Source organism: Amycolatopsis dongchuanensis, assembly GCF_039542405.1.
GTDB lineage: Bacteria > Actinomycetota > Actinomycetes > Mycobacteriales > Pseudonocardiaceae > Amycolatopsis_E > Amycolatopsis_E sacchari.
The window spans coordinates 89036-109868 of record NZ_BAABIB010000116.1 but is presented as its reverse complement, the minus strand read 5'-3'; the positions used below and the strand labels follow the sequence as shown (position 1 = coordinate 109868).

The window sequence follows — 20833 nt, the reverse complement described above, 5'->3', positions numbered from 1 at the left end:
GCGGAACATGCCACTCGACGAGCTCGACCGGGCCCTCGTGCACGCGCTGCACCTCGACGGGCGGGCGCCGTTCGCGCTCATCGCCGACGTGCTGGGCACCTCGCAGCAGACCGTCGCCCGCCGCTACCGGCGGCTGCGCGAGGAGCACGGGCTGCGGGTCATCGCCCGCCCGGCCCCACGGCGGATCGGCCAGGTCGAGTGGTTCGTGCGGCTGCGCGCCACGCCCGACGCGGCGCTCGAGGTCGCGCACGCCCTCGCCGCCCGTGACGACACCTCGTGGGTGCAGCTGACCTCGGGCGGCACCGAGATCGTGTGCGTGACGCGGGCCGCCGGGGCACAGGCGCCGGACGCGTTGCTGCTGCGGCAGCTGCCCCGCACGCCCCGCGTGGTCGCGGTGTCGGCGCACTGCCTGCTGCGCACCTTCGTCGGCGGGCCCGTGGGGTGGCCCGGCCGCGCGACGACGCTCACCGAGGAGCAGGTCCGCCGTCTGACCCCGGAACCGGCCGCCACGGACGGCGTGCTCGTGGACGTCAGCGGGGACGCTGCGCTGCTCGCGGCACTGGCCCGCGACGGCCGCGCCACCTACGCCGAGCTCGCCGCCGGCACCGGGCAGCCGGAACCGGCCGTGCGGCGGCGGGTCCAGCAGCTGCGGCGGGACGGCGTGCTCTACCTCGACGTGGACCTCGACGCCGCCGCGCTCGGGTTCGCCGCCCAGGCGCTGCTGTGGTTGTCGGTGCGCCAGCCCCGGCTGGCCGCCGTGGCGGAGGCGCTCGCCGGGCAGCGGGAGGTCGCGCTCGTCGCCGCGACCACCGGGCCGACCAACCTGCTCGCGAGCGTGCTGTGTCCCGACGTCGACGCGCTCTACACCTACTTGGCGGAGACGATCGCCGCGATCGACGGCGTGGGCCACGTCGAAACGGCGCCCGTCATCCGGACCCTGAAACGCGCCGCGTGACTACCGTGGAGCGCAACAGGAGGGGGACGCGATGACGGACGGGACACGCCGGTCGCTGCACGGGGTGGCGGAGTTGCTGCTCGCGGGGCCGCAGTACCGGGCCACGGGGAAGATCCGGCTGCGCATCACCCCGGGCGGGTTCGGCACGGTGCTGGAGCCCGACCTGCGGGTGGCGGGCACCGAGCTGGTGGTGGGTGAGCGCCGGATCTCCTTGCCAGGGCGGACTTTCGCGGAGGTGGCCGCGGAGGCGGGGATCGAGGCCGGTGCGCCCGCGGGCGTGTACGCCGACGGCTCCGGGGTGGCGCCGGGGGAAACCATCGCTCTGGACCCCGCCGCCACCGGGGAAATCCTCGCGGCCTACGCCGCCGGTGATGCCGCGTTGCGCGCGTTCGCGCCGGGCGTGGAGCCGGTGTTGTGGCCGGAGCACTTCGACGTCGCCGTCACCGTCGACGAGATCAACTACGGCGTCTCCCCCGGTGACGGCTACCTCGGCGAGCCCTACGCCTACGTCGGCCCGCACCGGCCGCGGCGGGGTCCGTTCTGGACCGCCCCGTTCGGCGCCGCCCGGCCGCTGCGCGAGCTGCCCGACATCGCGGGCTTCTTCGCCGCGGGCCGGGCGGCCGCGGCATGAGCTGTGCGGCTGGGGCGGTCCGGCGGTACCGGGCCGCCCCAGCCTGGAGCAATCGAGCGAACGCTGGCCCCGACCGGACGTCGCGACTGCTCCCCTGCGAGCGGCTCGGTCCCCGGACGACCGCCACCCGCCCCCGTCGTGCCGGGGCCCCGAGCACCGGCACGCCATCCAGTGTGCGGCGAACGGTCCAGTGTGGATACGGCCGTAAGTCCCAACGTGGTGGGGACCGGGGTCCATCCCCTTCGCTATCGTCTTCCGGCACCAGCAGGCCAGTGCGAGACCGAGGAGCGTGGCAGGAGTGACCGCACCGGAGGGGGTGCGCGCCACCGCGTTGCTCACCACCTACGCGCGGGCGCAGGAGTCCGCGCGCCAGGACCGGCTGTTCGACGACCCGTGGGCGCGCTTGTTCGTGGCCGAGGCGACCGCTTTCACCGGGGCCGGGCTGCCCCGGATCGCGATGGCCCGTGACGACGGGATTTCGCCGCTGTGGCGGGCCTTCAGCTCCTACTTCGCCGTGCGGACCCCGTTCTACGACGAGCGGGTCCGGCGGGCGGTGGCGGCCGGGGTGCGGCAGGTGGTCCTGCTCGGCGCGAGCATGGACACGCGCGCCTACCGGCTCGGGCTGCCGGGCGACACGACGGTGTTCGAGCTGGACGGCGCGTCGGTGCTGGACTTCAAGAACGGCGTGCTCATCCGGCACGGCGCCGAGCCGACGTGCCGGCGTGTCCCGGTGCCGGTGGAGCTGCGGGAGGACTGGGCGACGCCGTTGCGGGAGGCTGGGTTCCGGCCTGGTGAGCCGGTGCTGTGGCTGGCCGAGGGGGTGCTGATGTACTTCACGGCGGAGGAGAGCGACCGGCTGGCCGCCACGGTCACCGACCTGTCGGGCACCGGGGCGCGGCTGCTGACCGAGTACCCCGCGCGGCAGGTGGACGAGGAGACGATGACCCGGAGGGCCACCGACGAGGCCGAGCGCATCTCCGCGATGATGATAGCCGCGCTCGTGCGCTCCGGGCCGGACACCGGGCCTGAAGAGTGGTTGCGCCGCTTCGGGTGGGCGGCCGAGGTGACCGACATCGCCGCGGAACTGCGGCGGCACGGCCGCGAGGTGCCGGACGTGTTCGCCGACTCCGCCGACCGCGTGCCCGTGTGGCTGATCGAGGCCGTACTCAGGGGATGACGCCGGATCGTGCTCCCGGCGAGCACGATCATGTTCGTCCTCTTCCATTACCCTGACCAGGCCCAACCATATCGGTGAGACGCAGCGAACATGTTCGTCACGAACATGTTCGCTATAGTGGGGGCATGGCCGTCGACCAGAACCCGATCCGCAGCCGCCGGGAACGCCCGGCGAAACCCGCCCTCACCCGCGAAGGCATCGTCACCACGGCGGTGCGGCTCATGCGGGCCGAAGGCCTGCAGAAGGTCACGATGCGCCGCCTGGCGCAGGAGCTCGACACGGGCCCCGCGTCGCTCTACGTGTACGTGGCCAGCACGGCCGAGCTGCACGCCGCCGTGCTGGACGAACTGCTCGGCACCGTCGATCTCGAGCCCGTGCGGGCGCGGGGCGACTGGCGGGACCGGCTGATCGGGGTGCTGACCTCCTACACCACCGTGCTGTTCGCGCATCCCGAGCTGGCCAGGGCGGCGCTCGTCGCGCGGCCCAGCGGCCGGCACTACCTGCGGCTCGTCGAAGGGCTGCTGGCCCTGCTGGACGAGGGCGGCGTCCCGCCGGCCCAGGCGGCTTGGGGAGTGGACCTGCTGCTGCTGCAGGCCACCGCCACCGCCACCGAACACACCGGCCGGACGGACGGTGAGGAAGCCGCCGGGTGGGACGCGCTCGTCCGCGCGCTGCGCGCCGCGTCGCCGTCCCACCCGCACCTCGCCGCGGTCGCGGGCGAGCTGCTGTCCGGCGAACCCCGCGAGCGCCTCACCTGGGGCTTCCTCGCACTGATCAACGGCATCGCCTACACGCCGCGGCACGCGGCCAGGAACTCCGAGGAGCACAAGTCATGACCCACTACCCCATCGCGATCATCGGCGCCGGGCTCGGCGGCCTCACGCTGGCACGCGTCCTGCACGTCCACGGTCTCGAGGCCGCGGTGTTCGACCTGGCGCCGGGTCCGCACGACCGCCCGCAGGGCGGCATGCTCGACATCCACGACGACTCCGGCCAGGAGGCACTGCGGGCCGCGCGCCTGCACGAGGCGTTCCGCGAGCTCGTGCACCCCGGCGGGCAGGCGATGCACGTCTTCGACCGGCACGGCGTGCTGCGCTTGGCCGAGGAGGACGACGACCGCGGCAGGCCGGAGGTCGACCGCGGGCAGCTGCGGGACCTGCTGCTCGGCTCGCTGCCCGAGGGAACCATCCGCTGGCACGCGAAGGTGACCGCCGCCCGCCCGCTCGGCGACGGCCGCCACGAGGTCACCCTCGCCGACGGCACGGTGTTCACCACCGATCTGCTCGTCGGCGCGGACGGCGCCTGGTCCCGGATCCGGCCGCTGGTGTCGGACGCTGAGCCGGTCTACACGGGAATGTCCTTCGTGGAGGCCGACCTGCTCGACGCCGACCGCCGCCACCCGGCGTGTGCCGAGGTCGTCGGCGGCGGCATGCTGTTCGCGCTCGGCGACGGCCGGGGCCTGCTGGGGCACCGGGAGCCCGACGGGAGCCTGCACATCTACGCCGGGGTCCGCGCCGGGCAGGACTGGCTGTCCGGTCTGGACTTCACCGACACCGCCCGCGCCAAGGCCGCGGTGCTCGCCGAGTTCGCGGACTGGGACGAGAGCCTGCGTGCCCTGATCGCCGAAGCGGACGGGCAGCTCGTGCGCCGCGAGATCCACGCGCTGCCGGTCGGGCACCGGTGGGAGCGGGTGCCGGGCGTGACACTGCTCGGCGACGCCGCGCACCTGATGTCCCCGTTCGCCGGGGAGGGCGCGAACCTCGCCATGCAGGACGGCGCGGAACTCGGGCTCGCGCTCGCCGCGCACCTCGGCGACACCGAAGCCGCGCTCGCCGCCTACGAGCGGGCGCTGTTCCCGCGTGCCGAGCACGCGGCGGGCGAGTCCGCGCGGAGCATGGAGATCATGTTCCGCGCCGACGCCCCGCAGGGTGTGCTCGACATGTTCGCCGCCATCTCGGACTGACCAGTCGCGTGTGGACGGCCTCAGTCCGCGGGGTAGAGCCGTCCCATCAGTTCGAGGACCTCGTCGATCAGCCTGCGGGCCTTGGCGCGGCTGGGAGCGGTGGCCACCTCCCGGCCGGCCTCGGTCGCCATCGCCGTCAGGCACAGCACGAGCATGTCGCTCAACGGCCGGGTGTGGCCGTTCACCAGCGTGGAGTTGGCGTGCAGCCACTCGCGGAACCGTTCCCGCGTGAGCATGCCGAACCCCGCGGGCCCGCCGCCGGAGAGGAACACCGTCGCCAGCTCCCGTTCCTCCCAGCAGCCTTCCAGGTAGGCGCGGGTGCCGACGATGAACAGGCGCAGCGCGTCGTCCTCCCCGCGGGCGAGCGCGGACCGGAACGCCTGTGCCGAGCGGTGCTGCTGCCGCCGCTGGTAGTCGTTGTAGAGCGTGATGTACAGATCGGACTTCGCGGCGAAGTGGTGGTAGAGGCTGCCGATGCTCGCGCCCGCCCGGTCGGCGATCTCGACCATGTTCGCGGCGTCGTACCCGGACGCGGTGAACACCTCGCGCGCCGCCTCGAGCAGCGCGGCGCGCGTGGTCTGCGCTCTCCTGCTGCCTGCCACCTCGGTCATGCCCCGATTCTGCCGGATGCCGGGCGGCCGGGACCGCGGGCACGCGCGTCCGGCCCGCGGTTTCGCACGATGGGGCGGGTACACCGCCCCATCGTGCGGTCAGGCCGGCGGGATGCCGTTGGGCGGGGCGCTGGGCTGGCCTCCCAGGTACGGCACGATGGGGCCGGCGCCGTCGTCGGTGGTGGCGGGGGTGCCTTCCCCGGTCTGCCGCCCGCCGCGCACCGTCGCGATCTGCCCGCCGGTGAACCCGGCGTGGCTGTCGGCGCTGTAGCGGAACGGCACGAGCCCCGGCCCGCGGAAGCCGCCCTTGTTCAGGGTGTCGATGAGCTTCTGCCGGGTCAGGTCGCGGCCGGTGGCCTGCAGCGCCTGCACGAAGGTGTAGGCGTAGGACATCGCGTAGTACACGTTGCCGTCGAAGGGGATGGTGGGGATGTACTGGTCGTGGATCTTGCGGAACAACGCCGTCCAGGAGTTCGCCGTGTCGTCCAGCGGCGGGAGGTAGGCGCTGGTGACGAGCCCTTCGATGAGGTCCGCGCCCCGCACCGGCGAACCCGCGCGCTGCGCGAAGTTCTCCAGGAGCCCGGACACGGTGATCGGGTCGGAGCCCACACTGGACGCGACGAGCGCGGGCCGGTAGCCGAGCTTGAGCGCGGCCAGCTTGAACAACGCGGTGTAGGCGGGGATGGTCTCCAGCACGACGACGTCGGCCTGGGCGCGGGCGATCGCCGAGACCTGCGCGGCGACGTCGGTGTTGCCGGGCTGGTAGGGCTCGCGGGCCACGACCCGCGCGGGGTCGATGAACTTGTCCAGGCCCTTCATGCCGTCGTGGCCGAAGTCGTCGTCCTGGTAGAAGTAGGCGATCTTCTTGCCGGCGAAGGTTTTCTTCACGTAGTCGCCGAGGATCTTGCCCTCGACGGTGTAGTCGGGCTGCCAGCCGTAGGTGTAGGGGTGGTCCTTCGGGTTGTCCCAGCAGGTGCAGCCGGAGGCGACGAACAGGTCGGGCACGCGGGAGCTGTTGAGGAAGTCCACGACCTTGGTGTGCGTGGGGGTGCCCAGCGCGCCGACGATGGCGAACACGTTGTCCTGCAACACCAGCTGCTTGGTCAGGGTGACCGTCTGCGCGGGGTTGTAGCCGTCGTCGAGGTACTTGTAGACGATCTGCCTGCCGTGCACGCCGCCCTGCGCGTTGACGTAGTCGAAGAACGCCTTCGCCGCCGGGCCCTGTTCGCTGTAGCCGGGGGCCGCGGTGCCGGTGAGCGGCAGCGTGCTGCCGATCGTCACGGTGGTGTCGGTGACGCCGGGGCTGCCGCCGGAACCGCTGCCCCCGCCGGCGCACCCGGACAGTGCCAGTGCCAGTGCGGCGGTGAGCGCGATCCCTGCCCGCACCTGTCTCGAAGGAGCCATCTGTTCTCCCTTTCCTCGGACCGTCATCGGGGGTGGAGCCTGGCGCGCACCGTGCGGCCGGCCCAGCGGACGCCGGACTGCAGCCCGCCGGGGAACAGCAGGATCACCACGATCAGCACGACCCCGTAGAGCACCAGCGGCACGTTGGCGTAGATCTCTTCGGGCAGGTCGGCGGCCTGCGCCAGGTCGTTGGACCAGGTGGGCAGCAAGGTCACCAGCACCGCGCCGTAGACCGCCCCGGCGAGGCTGCCCAGCCCGCCGAGCACGGCGGCGGTGAGCAGCGACAGCGACAGGGTGAGCCCGAACGCGCCGGGCGAGGCGAGGTTGTTGACCGTCGCGAACAGCGCCCCGGCGAGTCCCGCGCAGCCGGCGCTGACCCAGAACGCGAGGATCTGCGTGCGGGCGACGGGCACCCCGGACAGCGCGGCGGCGTCCTCGTCCTCCCGCACCAGCCGCATGTTGCGGCCCAGCGGGCTGCGCACCAGGTTCGCGAGCAGGAACAACACGAGCACCAGGCACAGCGCGCCGATCCAGGCGTGCCAGCGCTCCACCGGGAACGCCTCGCCGAGCGACAACGGGGGCGGCGGCGGGGTGACGACGAGGCCGTTGGCGCCGCCCAGGGCGTCCCGCAGGCCGTGGTAGTCCGCCAGCGACGGCAGCCCGACGGCGAGTGCGAGCGTGGCCCCGGCGAGGTAGGGGCCCCGCAGCCGGGCGGCGGCGACCCCGACGAGCGCGCCCAGCAGTGCGGTGAGCACGGTCGCGGCGACGAGCACGAGCGCCAGCGGCCACTGCTGGTGTGCCAGCAGCAGCGCGGTGGTGTAGGCGCCGACGGCGACGAACGCGCCGTGCCCGAGCGAGATCTGTCCACTGAGGCCGGACAGCACGGTGAGGCCCGCGGTGGCGATCGTGGTGTAGCAGATCTGGGCGAGCTGCAGGTCGCCGAACGGGTCGAGCAAGATCGACAGCAGGTACAGCGCGAGCAGGCCGAGCGCGGCGCAGCTCAGGTGCCTGACCACAGTGGACCGCCACACCCGCGTCATACCCGCCGCTCCGCTCCCCTGCCGAACAACCCGTTCGGCCGCACCATCAACACGAAGATCAGCACCACGAGCGCCGCGAACGTGACGACGTCGGGCCCCAGGTAGCCGGAGACGTAGCTCAGCACCGCGCCCAGCAGCACCCCGCCGACGACGGCACCGGGTGGGCTGTCCAGCCCGCCGATGACGGCGGCGGTGAAGCCGAACACGAGTGTCGCGTCGAACGCGGTGGGGCTGACGAACGTGGCCGGCGCGATGAGCACCCCGGCGACGGCTCCGACCACGGCGGCCAGCGCCCAGCCGACGGTCAGCATGCGCCCGACGCGCACGCCCAGCAGCCGCGCGACCTCGGGCGCGAACGCCGCCGAGCGCATCCGCAGCCCGAGTGAGGTGCGCCGGAACACGAAGGCGAGCACCGCCATCACCCCGAGCACGACGAGCACGACCCACAGGTCGTTGGGCGAGAACAGCAGCTGGTGGCCCGCGACGCGGAACCCGGTGATGTCGAACCCCGGCGGGTACGAGCGCGGGGTGCCGCCGAAGACCATGCCCGCCACGCCCTGCAGCAGGACGAGCAGCCCGAAGGTGACCACGACGGCGTCCAGCGGCGGGCGCCGCTCGACCGGGCGCATCAGCACCCGCTCCACGACCGCGCCCAGCACCAGTCCACTGAGGACGGCCACGAGCAGCGCGAGCCAGTAGGAGCCACCGGAACCGGCCACGGTGTGGGCGAGGAACGTGGTGACCATGAGCATGCCGCCCTGGGCGAAGTTGACGATCCGGGTGGAGCGCCAGATCAGCACCAGCGCCAGCGCGACGGCGGCGTAGACCGCGCCGGTGGTCAGGCCCGCGAGTGTCAGGTCGAGGAAACGGCCCATTCAGCCCTCCAGGTAAGCGCGCCGGACGCGGTCGTCGGCGGCCAGCCGGGTGGCGTCGTCGTCGGCGACCTTGCGGCCGAGGTTGAGCACGACGGCGCGGTCGGCGACCGACAGGGCGGTGGCCGCGTTCTGCTCGACCAGCAGCAACGTCAGCCCGGTCTGCTCGCGCAGGGCACGCAGGGTGGCGATGATCCGGGCGGTGGTGCGCGGGGCGAGGCCGAGGGAGGGTTCGTCGAGCAGCAGCAGCTCCGGTCGGCTCATCAGGGCGCGCCCGATCGCGAGCATCTGCCGTTCGCCGCCGGAAAGCGCTTCCGCGCGCTGGTGCCTGCGCTCGGCGAGCGGCGGGAACAGCTCGAACATCCGCGCCGTCCCCGTTTTCAGCCAGCCGCGGTCCCGCCGCCACAGCCCGCCGAGCCGCAGGTTCTCCTCGACGGTGAGCTCGACGATCACGCCGCGGCCTTCCGGCACGTGGGCCATGCCCAGCCGCACGAGGTCCTCCGGCGCGCGCCGGGTGACGTCCCGCCCGCCGAGCACCACGCTGCCCGCCTTCGGGGGCAGGAGACCGCTGATCACCCGCAGGAGCGTGGTCTTGCCCGCGCCGTTGACGCCGAGCACGGCGGTGATCGACCCCCGCTCGACGTGCAGGTCGACGCCGTGCAGCGCCCGCACCGGGCCGTAGGCCGCCGCCAGCCCGCGCACCTCAAGCATCGGCACCTCCCGGCACCGCTTCGCCGAGGTAGGCGCGCTGCACGGCGGGGTCGGCCCGCACCTGCTCCGGGGTGCCGCGCGCGATCACCTCGCCGAAGTCGAGCACCACCAGCTCGTCGCACAGGTTCATCACGAAGTCCATGTGGTGCTCGACGAGCATGACCGTGGTGTGCTGCCGCAGGCCCCGCACGATCCCGGCGAGGTCCGCGGTTTCCTGTTCGGACAGTCCCGCCGCCGGTTCGTCGAGCAGCAGCAGCCGGGGTTCGCTGATCAGCGCCCGCGCGAGGGCGACGCGTTTCCTTGTGCCGTAAGGAAGACTGGCGCACACGCGATGCGCTTCGGCGGCTATGTCCACTGTGGTCAGTACTCGCATGGCCTGCTCGGTCAGCCGCTGTTCGTGCCGTTGCGCCCACGGTGAGGCGAGCAGCGAGGACAGCACGCCGGTGCGGGCGCGGTGGGTGGCTCCGGCGAGCACGTTCTCCAGCACGGTCAGCCGCGGGAACAGGCCCAGCCCCTGCAGCGTGCGGGCGATGCCGTGCCGGGTCAGCTGGTGCGGCCGCGGGTGCCGGAGCGGCCTTCCGTCGAAGAACAGCGTGCCCGAGGTGGGGCGGACGAAGCCGCAGATCGTGTTGAACAGCGTGGTCTTGCCCGCCCCGTTCGGCCCGATCACCCCGAGCACGCGCCCACGGGGCACGGCCAGCGACACCCGGTCGAGCACCCGCAGGCCCCCGAAGGACACGCTCAGCCCCTCGGCCCGCAGCAACGGATCATCGTCGTGCATGGGTCGCGACCACCGCCTCATCGCAGCGTCCGGTATCCAGCAAACCGAATCCGATTCGGTTCGCGGCGAACGGTACAGCGTTATGTCCGCCTTGCCCAGACCTGTCGGCAACGGACTCCGCGACACGCCGCGCTGTTACGGCACCGTGATCGTGACCTTGCTACCGTCGGAGTAAACCGAACGGCGTTCTGGAATGGGGAGCCGATGCTGAACCTCTCGGTCCTGCTGTCCTCGACCGCGCGCACGCGCCCCGCCCGCACCGCGCTGCGCTGCGGGGACCAGGCGCTGACCTACGCCGAGCTCGACCGGCAGGCCCGGCAGGTGGCCGAAGCCGTGCGCGCCCGCGGGATCCGCCCCGGCGACCGGGTCGCACTCGTCAGCCCGAACCTGCTCGCCTTCCCCGTCGTCTACTACGGGCTGCTCATGGCGGGGGCCGTGGTGATCCCGCTCAACCCGCTGCTCAAGGAGCGCGAGCTCGCGTTCATCTTCGGCGACAGCGGGACCACCGCCGTGTTCACCTGGGAGGGCAGTGAGCAGCTGCCCGTGCTCGGCAACGTCCGCCGCGCCGCGGCCGCGACCCCGTCCGTCCGCGAGGTCTTCGCCCTCGGCGAGCTGCCCGACCTGCTCGCGCCGTTCCCCGGCACGGCCGAGGCCGAGCCGACCGCCGCCGAGGACCCGGCGGTGATCATCTACACCAGCGGCACGACCGGCACGCCCAAGGGCGCGGTGCTGTCCCACCTGAGCCTGCTGCTCAACGCCCGCATGAAGGAACTGCTCATCCCGAAGCACGAGCACGACGTCGTGCTCGTCGCGCTGCCGCTGTACCACATCTTCGGGCAGACCTCGGTCCTGAACGGCAACGTGCACAGCGGCGCCACGCTCGTCCTGCTCCCCCGCTTCGACCCGGACACCGCGCTCGACCTCCTCGTCGGCCACCGGGTCACGCTGTTCTCCGGCGTGCCGTCGATGTTCCAGGCGTTCCTGCAGACCGATCCCGAAGGCACCCGGCTGTGCAAGGCCGCCGAGACCATCCGGCTCATCACCTCCGGCGGCGCATCGCTGCCCGTCGCGGTGTTCGAACGCTTCGAGCGGGTGTGCGGGCTGCGGATCCGGCAGGGCTACGGGCTGTCCGAAACCAGCCCCACCGTCACGTTCTGCCCGTGGGACGAACCCATCCGGCCCGCCTCGGTCGGGAAACCCGTGTGGGGCGTGGACATCCGCGTCGTCGACCGCGACGACCGGCCGGTGCCCGCGGGCACCGTGGGGGAGATCGTCATCCGCGGGCACTGCCTGATGCTCGGGTACCACAACCGGCCCGAGGCGACCGCCGAGGCGATCCGCGACGGCTGGTTCCACACCGGCGACCTGGGCCGCTTCGACGAGGACGGCTGGCTCTACGTGGTCGACCGCGCCAAGGACCTCATCCTGCGCGGCGGCTACAACGTCTACCCCGCCGAGGTCGAGCAGGTGCTGCTGTCCCATCCGGCGGTGGCGATGACGGCGGTGGTGGGCGAACCCCACGAACGGCTCGGCCAGGAGGTCGTGGCCCACGTCGTCCCCCGCGCCGGTGCCCGGATCGACCCGGACGAGCTGAGCGCGTACGCCCGGGAACGGCTCGCCGAGTACAAGTACCCGCGCCGCATCGTCGTGCGGGACGAGCTGCCGATGACCTCCACCGGCAAGATCCTGAAACGCGCGCTAGGTTGACGCGTTTCCCTTGCAGGAATCGGGATTTTATGGCCTTTCCGGCAGGCGGTTACGGTCGCTTCCATGCCATCGAACCTTCCGGCCGCCGCAGAACTCCTGACCGCCTTGCGTGCCGGTGACGTGACCTCGCTCGAGCTGACCGACGAGGCCATCGCGCGTATCGAGCGGGACGACGAGGTGCTCAACGCGATCTGCGTGACGGACTTCGACCGGGCGCGGACCGCCGCGCGAGAGGCCGACCAGGCGCGCGCCCGCGGCGAGGACCGGCCGCTGCTCGGAATTCCGGTGACGGTCAAGGAGTCCTACAACATCGCCGGACTGCCCACGACCTGGGGCGTCCCGCGGTACCGGGACTTCGTGCCCACCGAGGACGCCGTACCCGTGTCACGGCTCAAGGCCGCGGGTGCGGTGGTGCTCGGCAAGACCAACGTGCCCTTGGGCCTGCAGGACATCCAGACCTTCAACGAGCTCTACGGCACCACCACCAACCCGTGGGACCACACTCGTACGTCAGGTGGTTCCTCCGGCGGATCGGCGGCGGCGCTGGCGGCCGGGTTCGGTGCGTTGTCGATCGGTTCGGATCTCGCCGGTTCGCTGCGCACCCCCGCGCATTTCTGCGGGATCTACGCGCACAAGCCGACACTCGGGCTCGTGGCGCACCGCGGCATGGCCTTCCCGGCCTCGCCCGCGTTGCCGGCCGACCTCGACCTCGCCGTCGTCGGCCCGATGGCGCGCACCGCCCGCGACCTCACGCTCCTGCTCGACGTCATGGCCGGACCGGACCCGCTGACGTTCGGCAAGGCGTACCACCTGGCCCTGCCGCCCGCGCGCCACGAGCGGCTGAGCGAGTTCCGGGTCCTCGTGCTGGACGAGCACCCGCTCATCCCGACCGGGGCGGCTGTGCGGGCGGGCGTGCACCGGGTGGCGGCCGCGCTCACCGACGGCGGCGCCCGCGTGGAACGGCACAGCGCGCTGCTGCCCGACCTGGCCGAATCCGCGACGCTCTACATGCAGTTGCTGATTTCCGGTGCCGTCGCGCGTTTTCCCGTCGAATCGCTCAAGCGGCCGGACGAGGACGACCAGAGCCTGGACGCCGTGCGGCTGCGGGCGATGGCGTTGAGCCACCGCGACTGGCTCGAGGCGGACCACCGCCGCGAACGCCACCGCCACGGCTGGCGGCAGCTGTTCGCCGAGTTCGACGCCGTGGTCTGCCCCATCACGCCGACACCCGCGTTCCCGCACGACCACCACCCGAACCCGATGGAACGGCGCATCGACATCGACGGCGTCGACTACCCCTACTTCGACCAGCTCGTGTGGGCAGGCCTGGCCACCATGCCCGGCCTGCCCGCCACGGCGATACCCGCGGGCCGGTCGCCCGAGGGCCTGCCGGTGGGGGTGCAGCTCATCGGCCCGATGTTCGAGGACCGCACCCCGCTGCGGCTGGCCGAACTGCTCGAACAGCGGATCGGCGGCTTCGAGGCGCCGCGGTAGGCCGCCGTCAGGGGCGCAGGATCAGCCGGATCGGGTTGCCTTCCTTGCGCACGAGACGCTCGACGGCGTCCGCCGCGTCGGCCAGCGGGACGTGGCCGCTGATCGAGCGGCTCCAGTCCAGCCGGTGGTGGCGGGCCAGCCCGATGAGCGTCTCCACGTCACCCGCGCCGGACCCGTAGTGGCCCAGCACCTGCTTGCGCAGGTAGCTCAGCGGGATGCTGTCGCGGATCGTCAGCGGCTGCGGGGTCAGGCCGACGAGCACCAGCTTGCCGCCGAAGCCCAGGCACTTCACCGCCTGCTCCCGCACCGCGGGCACCCCCGCCATGTCGAACGCGACGTCCAGCGCCCCGGTCTCGGCGAAGAGCTTGCGCACCAGGTCCGGATCGGCGGAGTCGAACGCGACGTCCGCCCCGAACTCCAGCGCCCGCTCGCGCGCCGGCTCCAGCGGGTCGACGGCCACGATCGGCGCCGCCCCCACGAGGCGCAGCAGCTGCACGGCGTGCGCGCCCAGCCCGCCCACGCCCCACACCCCGGCGGGGCGGCCGGGCCGCACGCTGGCGGTGCCGGTGATCGCACCCCACGGTGTGGACACCGCGTCGGGCACGATCGCCGCCTGGTCGAACGGCAGGTCGTCGGGCAGCGCGACCAGCGTGTGCGCGCTCGCCAGCGCGTACTCCGCCCAGCCGCCGTCGTAGTCGACGCCCCGCGTGCGCACCTGCAGGCAGGGCTCGCGGAACCGGACGCAGTTCGCGCACCGGCCGCACCGCTCGCCCGCCTGCAGCGTGACCCGCTGCCCCTCCTGCCAGCCGCCGGGCACGTCCGGGCCCAGCGCGTCGATCACGCCGGCCACCTCGTGGCCCAGCGTGACCTCGGGCCCGTCGAGGAACATCGGGGTCAGGCTGCCGTCGATCAGGTGCACGTCGGACAGGCACACCCCCGCGGCCTCGACCTTGACGCGGACCTGCCCCGGGCCCGGTCCGGGCACGGGTACCTCCCGCACCTCGAACCGGCGGGGGTCCAGGCGCAGCCGCCCGGCGAGCATCGTGCCCACGGCTTACTGCTGCTGTTCCTGCTGCTGCTTGGCGACCTCGGCGCGGACCTCGTCCATGTCGACCTCACGCGCCTTGCCGATCAGCTCCTCCAGCGCCGGCTCGGGCAGCGCACCGGGCTGGGCGTAGAGCACCACGCCGTCCCGCACGATCATCAGCGTCGGGATGGACGAGATGCCGAACGCGGCGGCCAGTTCCTGCTGGTCCTCGGTGTCGACCTTGCCGAACACCACGTCCCCGTGCTTCTCCGACGCCTTCTCGTACACCGGGGCGAACATGCGGCACGGCCCGCACCAGGACGCCCAGAAGTCGACCAGCACCATGCCCTGCTGTCCGACCGTCTCGTCGAAGTTCTCCTTGGTCAGTTCGACCGTAGCCACGCGATACTCCTCAACCGGGGGATGGACACCAGGCACAACACAGCCCACGGTACCGGCATTCCGCGGGTCCTAATCGGACGACGACGGCGTGGCCTCGTGCCCGGGCAGGCCCGGCGTGCGGCGGTCCCGCTTGAGCTGCGCCTCGTACACGTGCCGCAGCCCGCCCGTCAGCTCCCGCGCCTTCGCCTCGAACTCCCGGAACGGCTGGTAGTAGGTCTCGTCGTAGCCCTCCACCACCTGGAACGTCCAGCGGCCCGGCAGCACGTTGCGGCCCAGCAGCTCGGCCTCCAGCTCGTCGGCGAGCTTGCCGTGCCCGGCCTCGCGCAGCAGCCCGATCGCCTTGCCGACCGCGAAGTCCGCCGTGCCGCTGAGCCGGTGGAACTGGTACAGGTGCCCGCGCGCGACCTCCACCGTCTCCAGCGCCGCGCTCAGCGCCCCCACCGCCTCGACCGTCGTGGGATCGAACCGCGTGCCGACGAGTGACTCGCCCTGCAGGCGGGTATCAGACGTTTCGTCCGGAGTGTGTGCCATGGAAGGCCGGGTACCCGCCGCGGGCACCACGATGCACGAACGTTGCACAGGAGGCCGCTGGTGGAGATCAGCCGGGAAGTGGACGCGCCGCCGGCGGCCGTCTACCGCGTGCTCGCGGACGGGTGGAGCTACGGCAGCTGGGTGGTGGGCAACTCCCGCGTGCGCCAGGTGGACGAGACCTGGCCCGCGCCGGGCAGCCGCATCCACCACAGCGCCGGCGTCTGGCCGCTGCGGATCAACGACGTCACCGTCGTGCGGACGGCGGAGCCGGAGCGGCGGCTGGAACTGCACGCCCGGCTGTGGCTGTTCGGCGCCGCCGACATCCGCCTCACCCTCGAACCGCTCGGCGCCCACCGCACCCGCGTGACCATGGCCGAAAAGCTCACCGCGGGCCCCGCCCGGTTCGTGCCGAACGTGCTGCAGGACCTCGCGCTCTGGCCGCGCAACGCCGAGTCCCTGCGCCGCCTCGCCGACATCGCCGTGGGGCGCGAGCGCTGAGCGTTTCCTGTACGTGAGCCGCACCCCGGCGCCCTGACCGGCCGGACTCCCAGAGTTCTCCCAGGAACACCGGGAAACCACCCAGGACCGCACGCCAGGCTCGCGGCCATGACAGCCATCGAGATCCAGGGCCTCACCAAGCGGTACGGCCCCGACACCGTGGTGGACGACCTGTCGTTCACCGTCGCCCCAGGGCAGGTCACCGGCTTCCTCGGCCCCAACGGCGCGGGCAAGTCCACGACCATGCGCATGATCACCGGACTGGCCGAACCCACCCGCGGCTCGGTCACCATCGGCGGCCGCCGCTACCGCGACCTGCCCGTCCCCCTCACCGAAGTCGGCGCACTGCTCGACGCCGGCGCCGTGCACGGCGCCCGCACCGCCCGCGACCACCTCCGCGCCCTCGCCGCGAGCAACGCCCTCCCCCGCCGGCGCGTCGACGAAGTCCTCGAACGCACCGGGCTCACCGCGGTCGCGGGCAAACGCGCCGGCGGCTTCTCACTCGGCATGCGGCAGCGGCTCGGCATCGCCGCCGCGCTGCTCGGCGACCCCAGCGTCCTGATCTTCGACGAACCCGTCAACGGCCTCGACCCCGAAGGCATCCGCTGGATCCGCGACCTCCTGCGCTCCCTGTCCCGCGAAGGCCGCGCCGTCCTCGTCTCCAGCCACCTCATGAGCGAGATGGCGCAGACCGCCGACCACCTCGTCGTGATCGGCCGCGGCAGGCTCATCGCCGACACCGGCATGAGCGAGTTCCTCGACTCCAGCGGCGAAGGCATCGTCCTCGTCCGCACCCCCGAGCACGACACCCTCGCCCGCCACCTCACCGCCGCGGGCGCCACCGTCCGGGAGGCACCGCAGCCCGGGCTCCTCGTCACCGGCCTCACCAGCGAGGAGATCGGCAAACTCGCCGCCTACCACGGCGTCGCGCTCAGCGAGCTCACCCCGCAACGGGCGTCGCTGGAGGACGCCTTCATGGCACTGACCGAGGACAGCGTCGACTACCAGGGAGCCCCGGCATGACCGTCACCTTCGCGTCCACCCTGCGCGCCGAGTGGATCAAGCTCCGCAGCCTGCGCTCCAGCTGGTACACCCTGGCCTGCCTGTTCGCCGTCGGCCTCGGCATCGCCGTGCTCAGCACCAGCTCCGCCGGAGGCCAGTACGCGACCGCGACACTCGAGGAACGCCAGAGCTGGGACCCGACGAAGCTGAGCCTGATGTCCTACATCGTCGCCCAGCTGGTCATCGGGGTCCTCGGCATCCTCATCGTCACCTCCGAGTACGCGACCGGCCTCATACGCACCTCGCTGGCCGCCACCCCGCGCAGGCACCGGCTGCTCGCCGCCAAGCTCGTCCTCGCCGCCGCCATCGCCGTCGTCGCGGGCCAGGTCCTCATGTTCGCGGCGTTCTTCACCGGGCAGGCGCTGATGGCCGCCCAGCACCTGCCGCACACCGCGCTCGGCGACCCCGGTGTACTGCCTGCCGTCGCGGGCGGCGGGCTCTACCTGACCGCCATCGCGGTGTTCGCGGTCGGCCTCGGCACGATCATGCGGGCGACGGCCGGCGCACTCGCGACACTGGTGGGCGTCGTCTTCCTCGTCCCGGCCCTGTCCGGCCTGTTCCCGTCCTGGCTGGCCGGCGTGCTCGACTTCTGGCCCAGCGCGGGCGGCGCGGCGATCTTCTCCGTCGTCCCGGATCCGGACTACCCGCACCCGTGGCTCAACCTCGGCGGCATGTGCCTCGGGGCCGTCGCCGTGCTGGCCGCCGCGTTCGTGCTGTTCCGGCGCCGGGACGTGTGAAGCGTTCTCTCAGGAAGGCGTTCGTATCGTGACCGTCGTGAGTGGCGCGGAACGGTTGCTGGTCGTCGACGACGAACCCACCGTCCGGGAACTGCTCGCCGCGACACTGCGTTTCGCCGGGTTCCGGGTGAGCACCGCGGCCACCGGCGCCGAAGCCGTCGCCTCGGCCGCGGGCTCCCCGCCCGACCTGGTGCTGCTCGACGTCATGCTGCCCGACCTCGACGGTTTCGAGGTCGTCCGGCGGCTGCGCGAGCACCACCCGGTGCCGGTCCTGTTCCTCACCGCGCGCGACCGGCAGGCCGACAAGATCACCGGCCTGTCCCTCGGCGCCGACGACTACGTGACCAAGCCCTTCGACCTCGAAGAACTCATCGCCCGCATCCGCGCGATCCTGCGCCGCACCACCGGCCGCCGCACCGGCCTGCTCACCAGCGGACCCCTCGTCCTCGACCCCGACGGCCACCAGGTCACCCGCGACGGCGAACCCGTCCGCCTGTCCCCCACCGAGTTCCGGCTGCTGCGCTACCTCATGGAGAACGCCGGGCAGGTGGTCTCCCGCGCCCAGATCCTCGACCGCGTCTGGCAGTACGACTTCGGCGGCGACACCAGCATCGTGGACACCTACGTCTCCTACCTCCGGCGCAAACTCGACGCCGGCCACCCCAAGCTCATCCACACCGTGCACGGCACCGGCTACGTCCTGCGGGAGCCACGGCGATGACCCGGCTTTCGCTGCGCACCCGGCTCCTCCTGCTCACCTCCGCCCTGCTGCTGGCCGGGCTCGGCCTCACCGGCGCGCTCGTGTCCGAAAACCTCCGCCACTACCAGCTCACCCGCCTCGACAACCAGCTCCGCGGCTTCACCGCGCTCGTCGCCCGCGCCGGCCCGCCGGTACGCGGCGACGCGTCCGCCCGCACCGACCTGATCGACCCCGCGCTCGACATGATCGGCACCCCCTACGTCGCCTACCTCGACCCCGCGGGCACGATCACCCACGTCATCCGGCTCTCCCGCCTCGACGACACGGCCCTGCCCCCGCCCGACGCGCTGCGGGCGGTCCCTCCCGACGGCACCGGCACCGACCTCGACTCCGCTGACGGCGCCACCCCCTGGCGCGCCACCGCCGAACGCACCTCCTGGGGCGGCACCCTGCTCGCCGCCGCCCCGCTCACCGAAGCCGACGCCACCCTCACCCAGCTGCGCACGAGCAGCCTCGTCAGCGGAGCAGCCCTGCTCGTCCTGCTCACGGCCGCCGGCTGGTTCGCACTCGGCCACGGCCTCCGCCCCCTGCGCCGCGTCGAGCACACCGCCGCCGCCATCGCCGGCGGTGACCTCACCCGCCGCGTACCCGGGCTCGCCCCGGCCGGCACCGAGATCGGGCACCTCGCGCAGTCCCTCAACGCCATGCTCGGGCAGCTCGAAAAGGCCTTCGCCGACCGCGCGGCCTCCGAAGCCCGCATGCGCGCCTTCGTCTCCGACGTCAGCCACGAACTCCGCACCCCGCTGTTCGGGATCAAGGGCTCGGCCGAGCTGTACCGGATGGGCGAACGCACCGACGTCGACGCCGCGATGCGCCGCATCGAACGCGAAGCCACCCGGCTGACCGGCCTCACGGAGGACCTGCTGCTGCTCGCCCAGCTCGACGAAGCCCCCGAAGCACAACTCGACCCGGCGCCGATGGACCTGCGCACCCTCGCCGGGGACGCCCGGCACGACCTGCACGCCCTCGACCCGGCCCGCTCTGTCGAACTCACCGGCCCCGGGGGCGACGGTCCACCCGGTCCCGCCCCGGTCCACGGCGACGAAGCCCGGCTGCGGCAGGTCGTCACCAACCTCGTCGGCAACGCCGTCGTCCACACCCCTCCCGGCACCCCCGTGCGCATCGGCGTCGGTACCGTCGACGGGCACGCCGTGCTGGAGATCGCCGACCACGGCCCCGGCATGACCGCCGAGCAGGCGCCCCACGTGTTCGACCGCTTCTACCGCACCGACCGCTCCCGCACCCGCTCACCCGGCGCGGGCGCCGGGCTCGGCCTCCCCATCGCGCGCTCACTGGCCCGCGCCCACGGCGGCGACGTCGAACTGACCACCGCGCTCGGACAGGGCGCCTGCTTCCGGCTCGTCCTGCCCTCAGGCCTGTGACTGGTGGCTCGGCCGCCCCCACGGCACCGTGCCCAGCCGCTCCCACCACCGCGACGGGCGCGGCGCCAGCGCCTCCGCCGACGTCGCCGCCTGGGTGCGCAGGCCGTCGGCGAACTCGGTGAACACCGAAGCCGCGTCCCGCGTCGGGCGCCAGCCCAGCTCCCGCCGCGCCCGGCCGGTGTCGCCGAGCGCCGCCTGGTCCGCCAGCTCCAGCCAGCCGGGGTGCGTCGGCTGCACCCCCGCCCGCCACAACGCCCACGCCGCCCGCGTCAGCACCGGCCGCGGCACCGGCACCCGCACCGCACCCAGCAGCTCCGCGACGTCCTCCGCCGTGAGCACCGGATCCGTCGCCAGGTTCAGCCCGCCGGGCAACCCCGCCGCGAGCGCACGCCGGATCCCGTCCGCCACGTCGTCGGAGTGCACCACCTGCAACCGCAGCTCCGACCACAGCGGCATCGGGAACCCCCGCACCGACAGGACCCCGGCGGGCAGCAACGGGCTCAGCAACCAGCGCCCGAACTGCCCGCCCGCCGCCCGCTGCAGGATCGCGCACGGCCGCACCCGCGTCACCACCACGCCGGGCCGCTCGCGCTCGAAGACGTCCAGCATCCGCTCCAGCTCCGCCTTCCCGCGGCTGTAAGCGCTTACCGAAATCCCGTCACACGGCCAGTCCTCGGCCACGCGCGTCCACCGAGGCGCCGGCGAGTACGCCGCCACCGACGACGCGCACACCACGTGCCGCACCCCGGCCCGCGCGGCCGCGTCCAGCACCCGCCGCGTCCCGGTCAGGTTCGTCGCCGTCATCGGCGGATCCCCCGTGCTCGGGTTGACCGCCCACGCCAGGTGCACCACCGCGTCCGCCCCCGCGAACACCGGCTCCAGCGGCACCTCGCCCGTCAGGTCGTGCGCCACCCAGCGCACCCCCGCGTACGGCCCCTCCGGCGGCGGCACCCGCCGCGCCAGCCCGGTCACTTCCGCGTGTTCCTGCCGCAGGAGCCGGACCAGTGCCGTTCCCACGTTGCCGGTCGCCCCGGTCACCACGATGCGCACGCCGAACCTGGTGCCCGTTCGCGGCGCCGTCAAAACGG

At 73.1% G+C, this 20833-nt stretch carries 22 protein-coding genes; 12 read left to right on the top strand and 10 right to left on the bottom strand.

Going from position 1 to position 20833, the window contains the following annotated elements; all coding sequences use genetic code 11:
* The first annotated feature begins 7 nt into the window (after window positions 1–7).
* The 5 genes from ABFX51_RS29715 (at window position 8) to ABFX51_RS29695 (ending at window position 4726) form a co-directional block, all read left to right on the top strand.
* Entirely contained in the window at window positions 8–955 is a 948-nt protein-coding gene (locus ABFX51_RS29715; RefSeq protein ID WP_346055639.1) for an Lrp/AsnC family transcriptional regulator, read from the top strand.
* Window positions 956–986: 31 nt separating this feature from the next.
* Window positions 987–1586 carry a hypothetical protein gene (locus ABFX51_RS29710; RefSeq protein WP_346055637.1) on the top strand — a complete coding sequence of 200 codons (600 nt, stop codon included), beginning with the start codon at window positions 987–989 and terminating at the stop codon, window positions 1584–1586.
* A gap of 298 nt (window positions 1587–1884) precedes the next feature.
* Window positions 1885–2763: an SAM-dependent methyltransferase gene (locus ABFX51_RS29705; protein ID WP_346055636.1), complete on the top strand. Its 879-nt coding sequence runs from the start codon at window positions 1885–1887 to the stop codon at window positions 2761–2763.
* 125 nt (window positions 2764–2888) lie between these two features.
* Complete coding sequence (locus ABFX51_RS29700) at window positions 2889–3599, top strand: TetR/AcrR family transcriptional regulator (RefSeq protein WP_091504105.1); 711 nt, start codon at window positions 2889–2891, stop codon at window positions 3597–3599.
* On the top strand, window positions 3596–4726 hold the full coding sequence (locus ABFX51_RS29695) for an FAD-dependent oxidoreductase (protein WP_346055635.1): 1131 nt from the start codon (window positions 3596–3598) through the stop codon (window positions 4724–4726). Before ABFX51_RS29700 ends, ABFX51_RS29695 begins: the two co-directional genes overlap by 4 nt.
* A 20-nt stretch (window positions 4727–4746) precedes the next feature.
* Here ABFX51_RS29695 and ABFX51_RS29690 read toward each other — a convergent pair whose 3' ends face one another.
* The 6 genes from ABFX51_RS29690 to ABFX51_RS29665 form a co-directional block, all read right to left on the bottom strand.
* Window positions 4747–5337 (bottom strand): TetR/AcrR family transcriptional regulator, encoded by a 591-nt coding sequence (locus ABFX51_RS29690; RefSeq protein WP_091504107.1) that lies wholly within the window; start codon window positions 5335–5337, stop codon window positions 4747–4749.
* Between the two features lie 99 nt (window positions 5338–5436).
* Window positions 5437–6741 (bottom strand): ABC transporter substrate-binding protein, encoded by a 1305-nt coding sequence (locus ABFX51_RS29685; protein WP_091504108.1) that lies wholly within the window; start codon window positions 6739–6741, stop codon window positions 5437–5439.
* A gap of 23 nt (window positions 6742–6764) precedes the next feature.
* Window positions 6765–7781, bottom strand: a complete 1017-nt coding sequence (locus tag ABFX51_RS29680) for a branched-chain amino acid ABC transporter permease (RefSeq protein WP_346055634.1) — start codon at window positions 7779–7781, stop codon at window positions 6765–6767.
* A complete protein-coding gene (locus ABFX51_RS29675) occupies window positions 7778–8656 on the bottom strand; it encodes a branched-chain amino acid ABC transporter permease (protein WP_091504110.1) in 879 nt (292 codons plus the stop codon). The genes ABFX51_RS29680 and ABFX51_RS29675 overlap by 4 nt, the downstream gene beginning before the upstream one ends.
* Window positions 8657–9364, bottom strand: a complete 708-nt coding sequence (locus tag ABFX51_RS29670; protein ID WP_091504111.1) for an ABC transporter ATP-binding protein — start codon at window positions 9362–9364, stop codon at window positions 8657–8659.
* Window positions 9357–10145, bottom strand: a complete 789-nt coding sequence (locus ABFX51_RS29665; RefSeq protein ID WP_091504112.1) for an ABC transporter ATP-binding protein — start codon at window positions 10143–10145, stop codon at window positions 9357–9359. Before ABFX51_RS29665 ends, ABFX51_RS29670 begins: the two co-directional genes overlap by 8 nt.
* Window positions 10146–10349: 204 nt before the next feature.
* Between ABFX51_RS29665 and ABFX51_RS29660 the strand changes: the two genes are divergently transcribed.
* Complete coding sequence (locus tag ABFX51_RS29660) at window positions 10350–11852, top strand: long-chain-fatty-acid--CoA ligase (RefSeq protein WP_346055633.1); 1503 nt, start codon at window positions 10350–10352, stop codon at window positions 11850–11852.
* A gap of 63 nt (window positions 11853–11915) precedes the next feature.
* A complete protein-coding gene (locus ABFX51_RS29655) occupies window positions 11916–13346 on the top strand; it encodes an amidase (protein WP_346055632.1) in 1431 nt (476 codons plus the stop codon).
* 7 nt (window positions 13347–13353) lie between these two features.
* Here ABFX51_RS29655 and ABFX51_RS29650 read toward each other — a convergent pair whose 3' ends face one another.
* The 3 genes from ABFX51_RS29650 to ABFX51_RS29640 form a co-directional block, all read right to left on the bottom strand.
* Window positions 13354–14388 (bottom strand): zinc-binding dehydrogenase, encoded by a 1035-nt coding sequence (locus tag ABFX51_RS29650; protein WP_346055656.1) that lies wholly within the window; start codon window positions 14386–14388, stop codon window positions 13354–13356.
* Between the two features lie 12 nt (window positions 14389–14400).
* Window positions 14401–14775, bottom strand: coding sequence for a thioredoxin (gene trxA, locus ABFX51_RS29645; protein WP_091504116.1), 375 nt, complete (start codon window positions 14773–14775; stop codon window positions 14401–14403).
* Between the two features lie 69 nt (window positions 14776–14844).
* Window positions 14845–15306 carry a hypothetical protein gene (locus tag ABFX51_RS29640; RefSeq protein ID WP_346055631.1) on the bottom strand — a complete coding sequence of 154 codons (462 nt, stop codon included), beginning with the start codon at window positions 15304–15306 and terminating at the stop codon, window positions 14845–14847.
* A 60-nt stretch (window positions 15307–15366) separates the two neighbouring features.
* Here ABFX51_RS29640 and ABFX51_RS29635 point away from each other — a divergent pair, with 60 nt between their 5' ends.
* From ABFX51_RS29635 to ABFX51_RS29615, 5 genes are all read left to right on the top strand, one after another.
* Window positions 15367–15804, top strand: a complete 438-nt coding sequence (locus tag ABFX51_RS29635; protein ID WP_346055630.1) for an SRPBCC family protein — start codon at window positions 15367–15369, stop codon at window positions 15802–15804.
* A gap of 108 nt (window positions 15805–15912) precedes the next feature.
* Window positions 15913–16827 carry an ABC transporter ATP-binding protein gene (locus ABFX51_RS29630; protein ID WP_346055628.1) on the top strand — a complete coding sequence of 305 codons (915 nt, stop codon included), beginning with the start codon at window positions 15913–15915 and terminating at the stop codon, window positions 16825–16827.
* Window positions 16824–17603, top strand: coding sequence for an ABC transporter permease (locus ABFX51_RS29625; protein ID WP_346055627.1), 780 nt, complete (start codon window positions 16824–16826; stop codon window positions 17601–17603). Before ABFX51_RS29630 ends, ABFX51_RS29625 begins: the two co-directional genes overlap by 4 nt.
* A 37-nt stretch (window positions 17604–17640) precedes the next feature.
* A complete protein-coding gene (locus tag ABFX51_RS29620) occupies window positions 17641–18324 on the top strand; it encodes a response regulator transcription factor (RefSeq protein ID WP_346055625.1) in 684 nt (227 codons plus the stop codon).
* Window positions 18321–19745, top strand: a complete 1425-nt coding sequence (locus ABFX51_RS29615) for a sensor histidine kinase (RefSeq protein ID WP_346055623.1) — start codon at window positions 18321–18323, stop codon at window positions 19743–19745. Before ABFX51_RS29620 ends, ABFX51_RS29615 begins: the two co-directional genes overlap by 4 nt.
* Here ABFX51_RS29615 and ABFX51_RS29610 read toward each other — a convergent pair.
* Window positions 19734–20795 (bottom strand): NAD-dependent epimerase/dehydratase family protein, encoded by a 1062-nt coding sequence (locus ABFX51_RS29610; RefSeq protein WP_091504120.1) that lies wholly within the window; start codon window positions 20793–20795, stop codon window positions 19734–19736. The two genes, ABFX51_RS29615 and ABFX51_RS29610, sit on opposite strands and share 12 nt — an antisense overlap.
* Window positions 20796–20833: the final 38 nt, after the last annotated feature.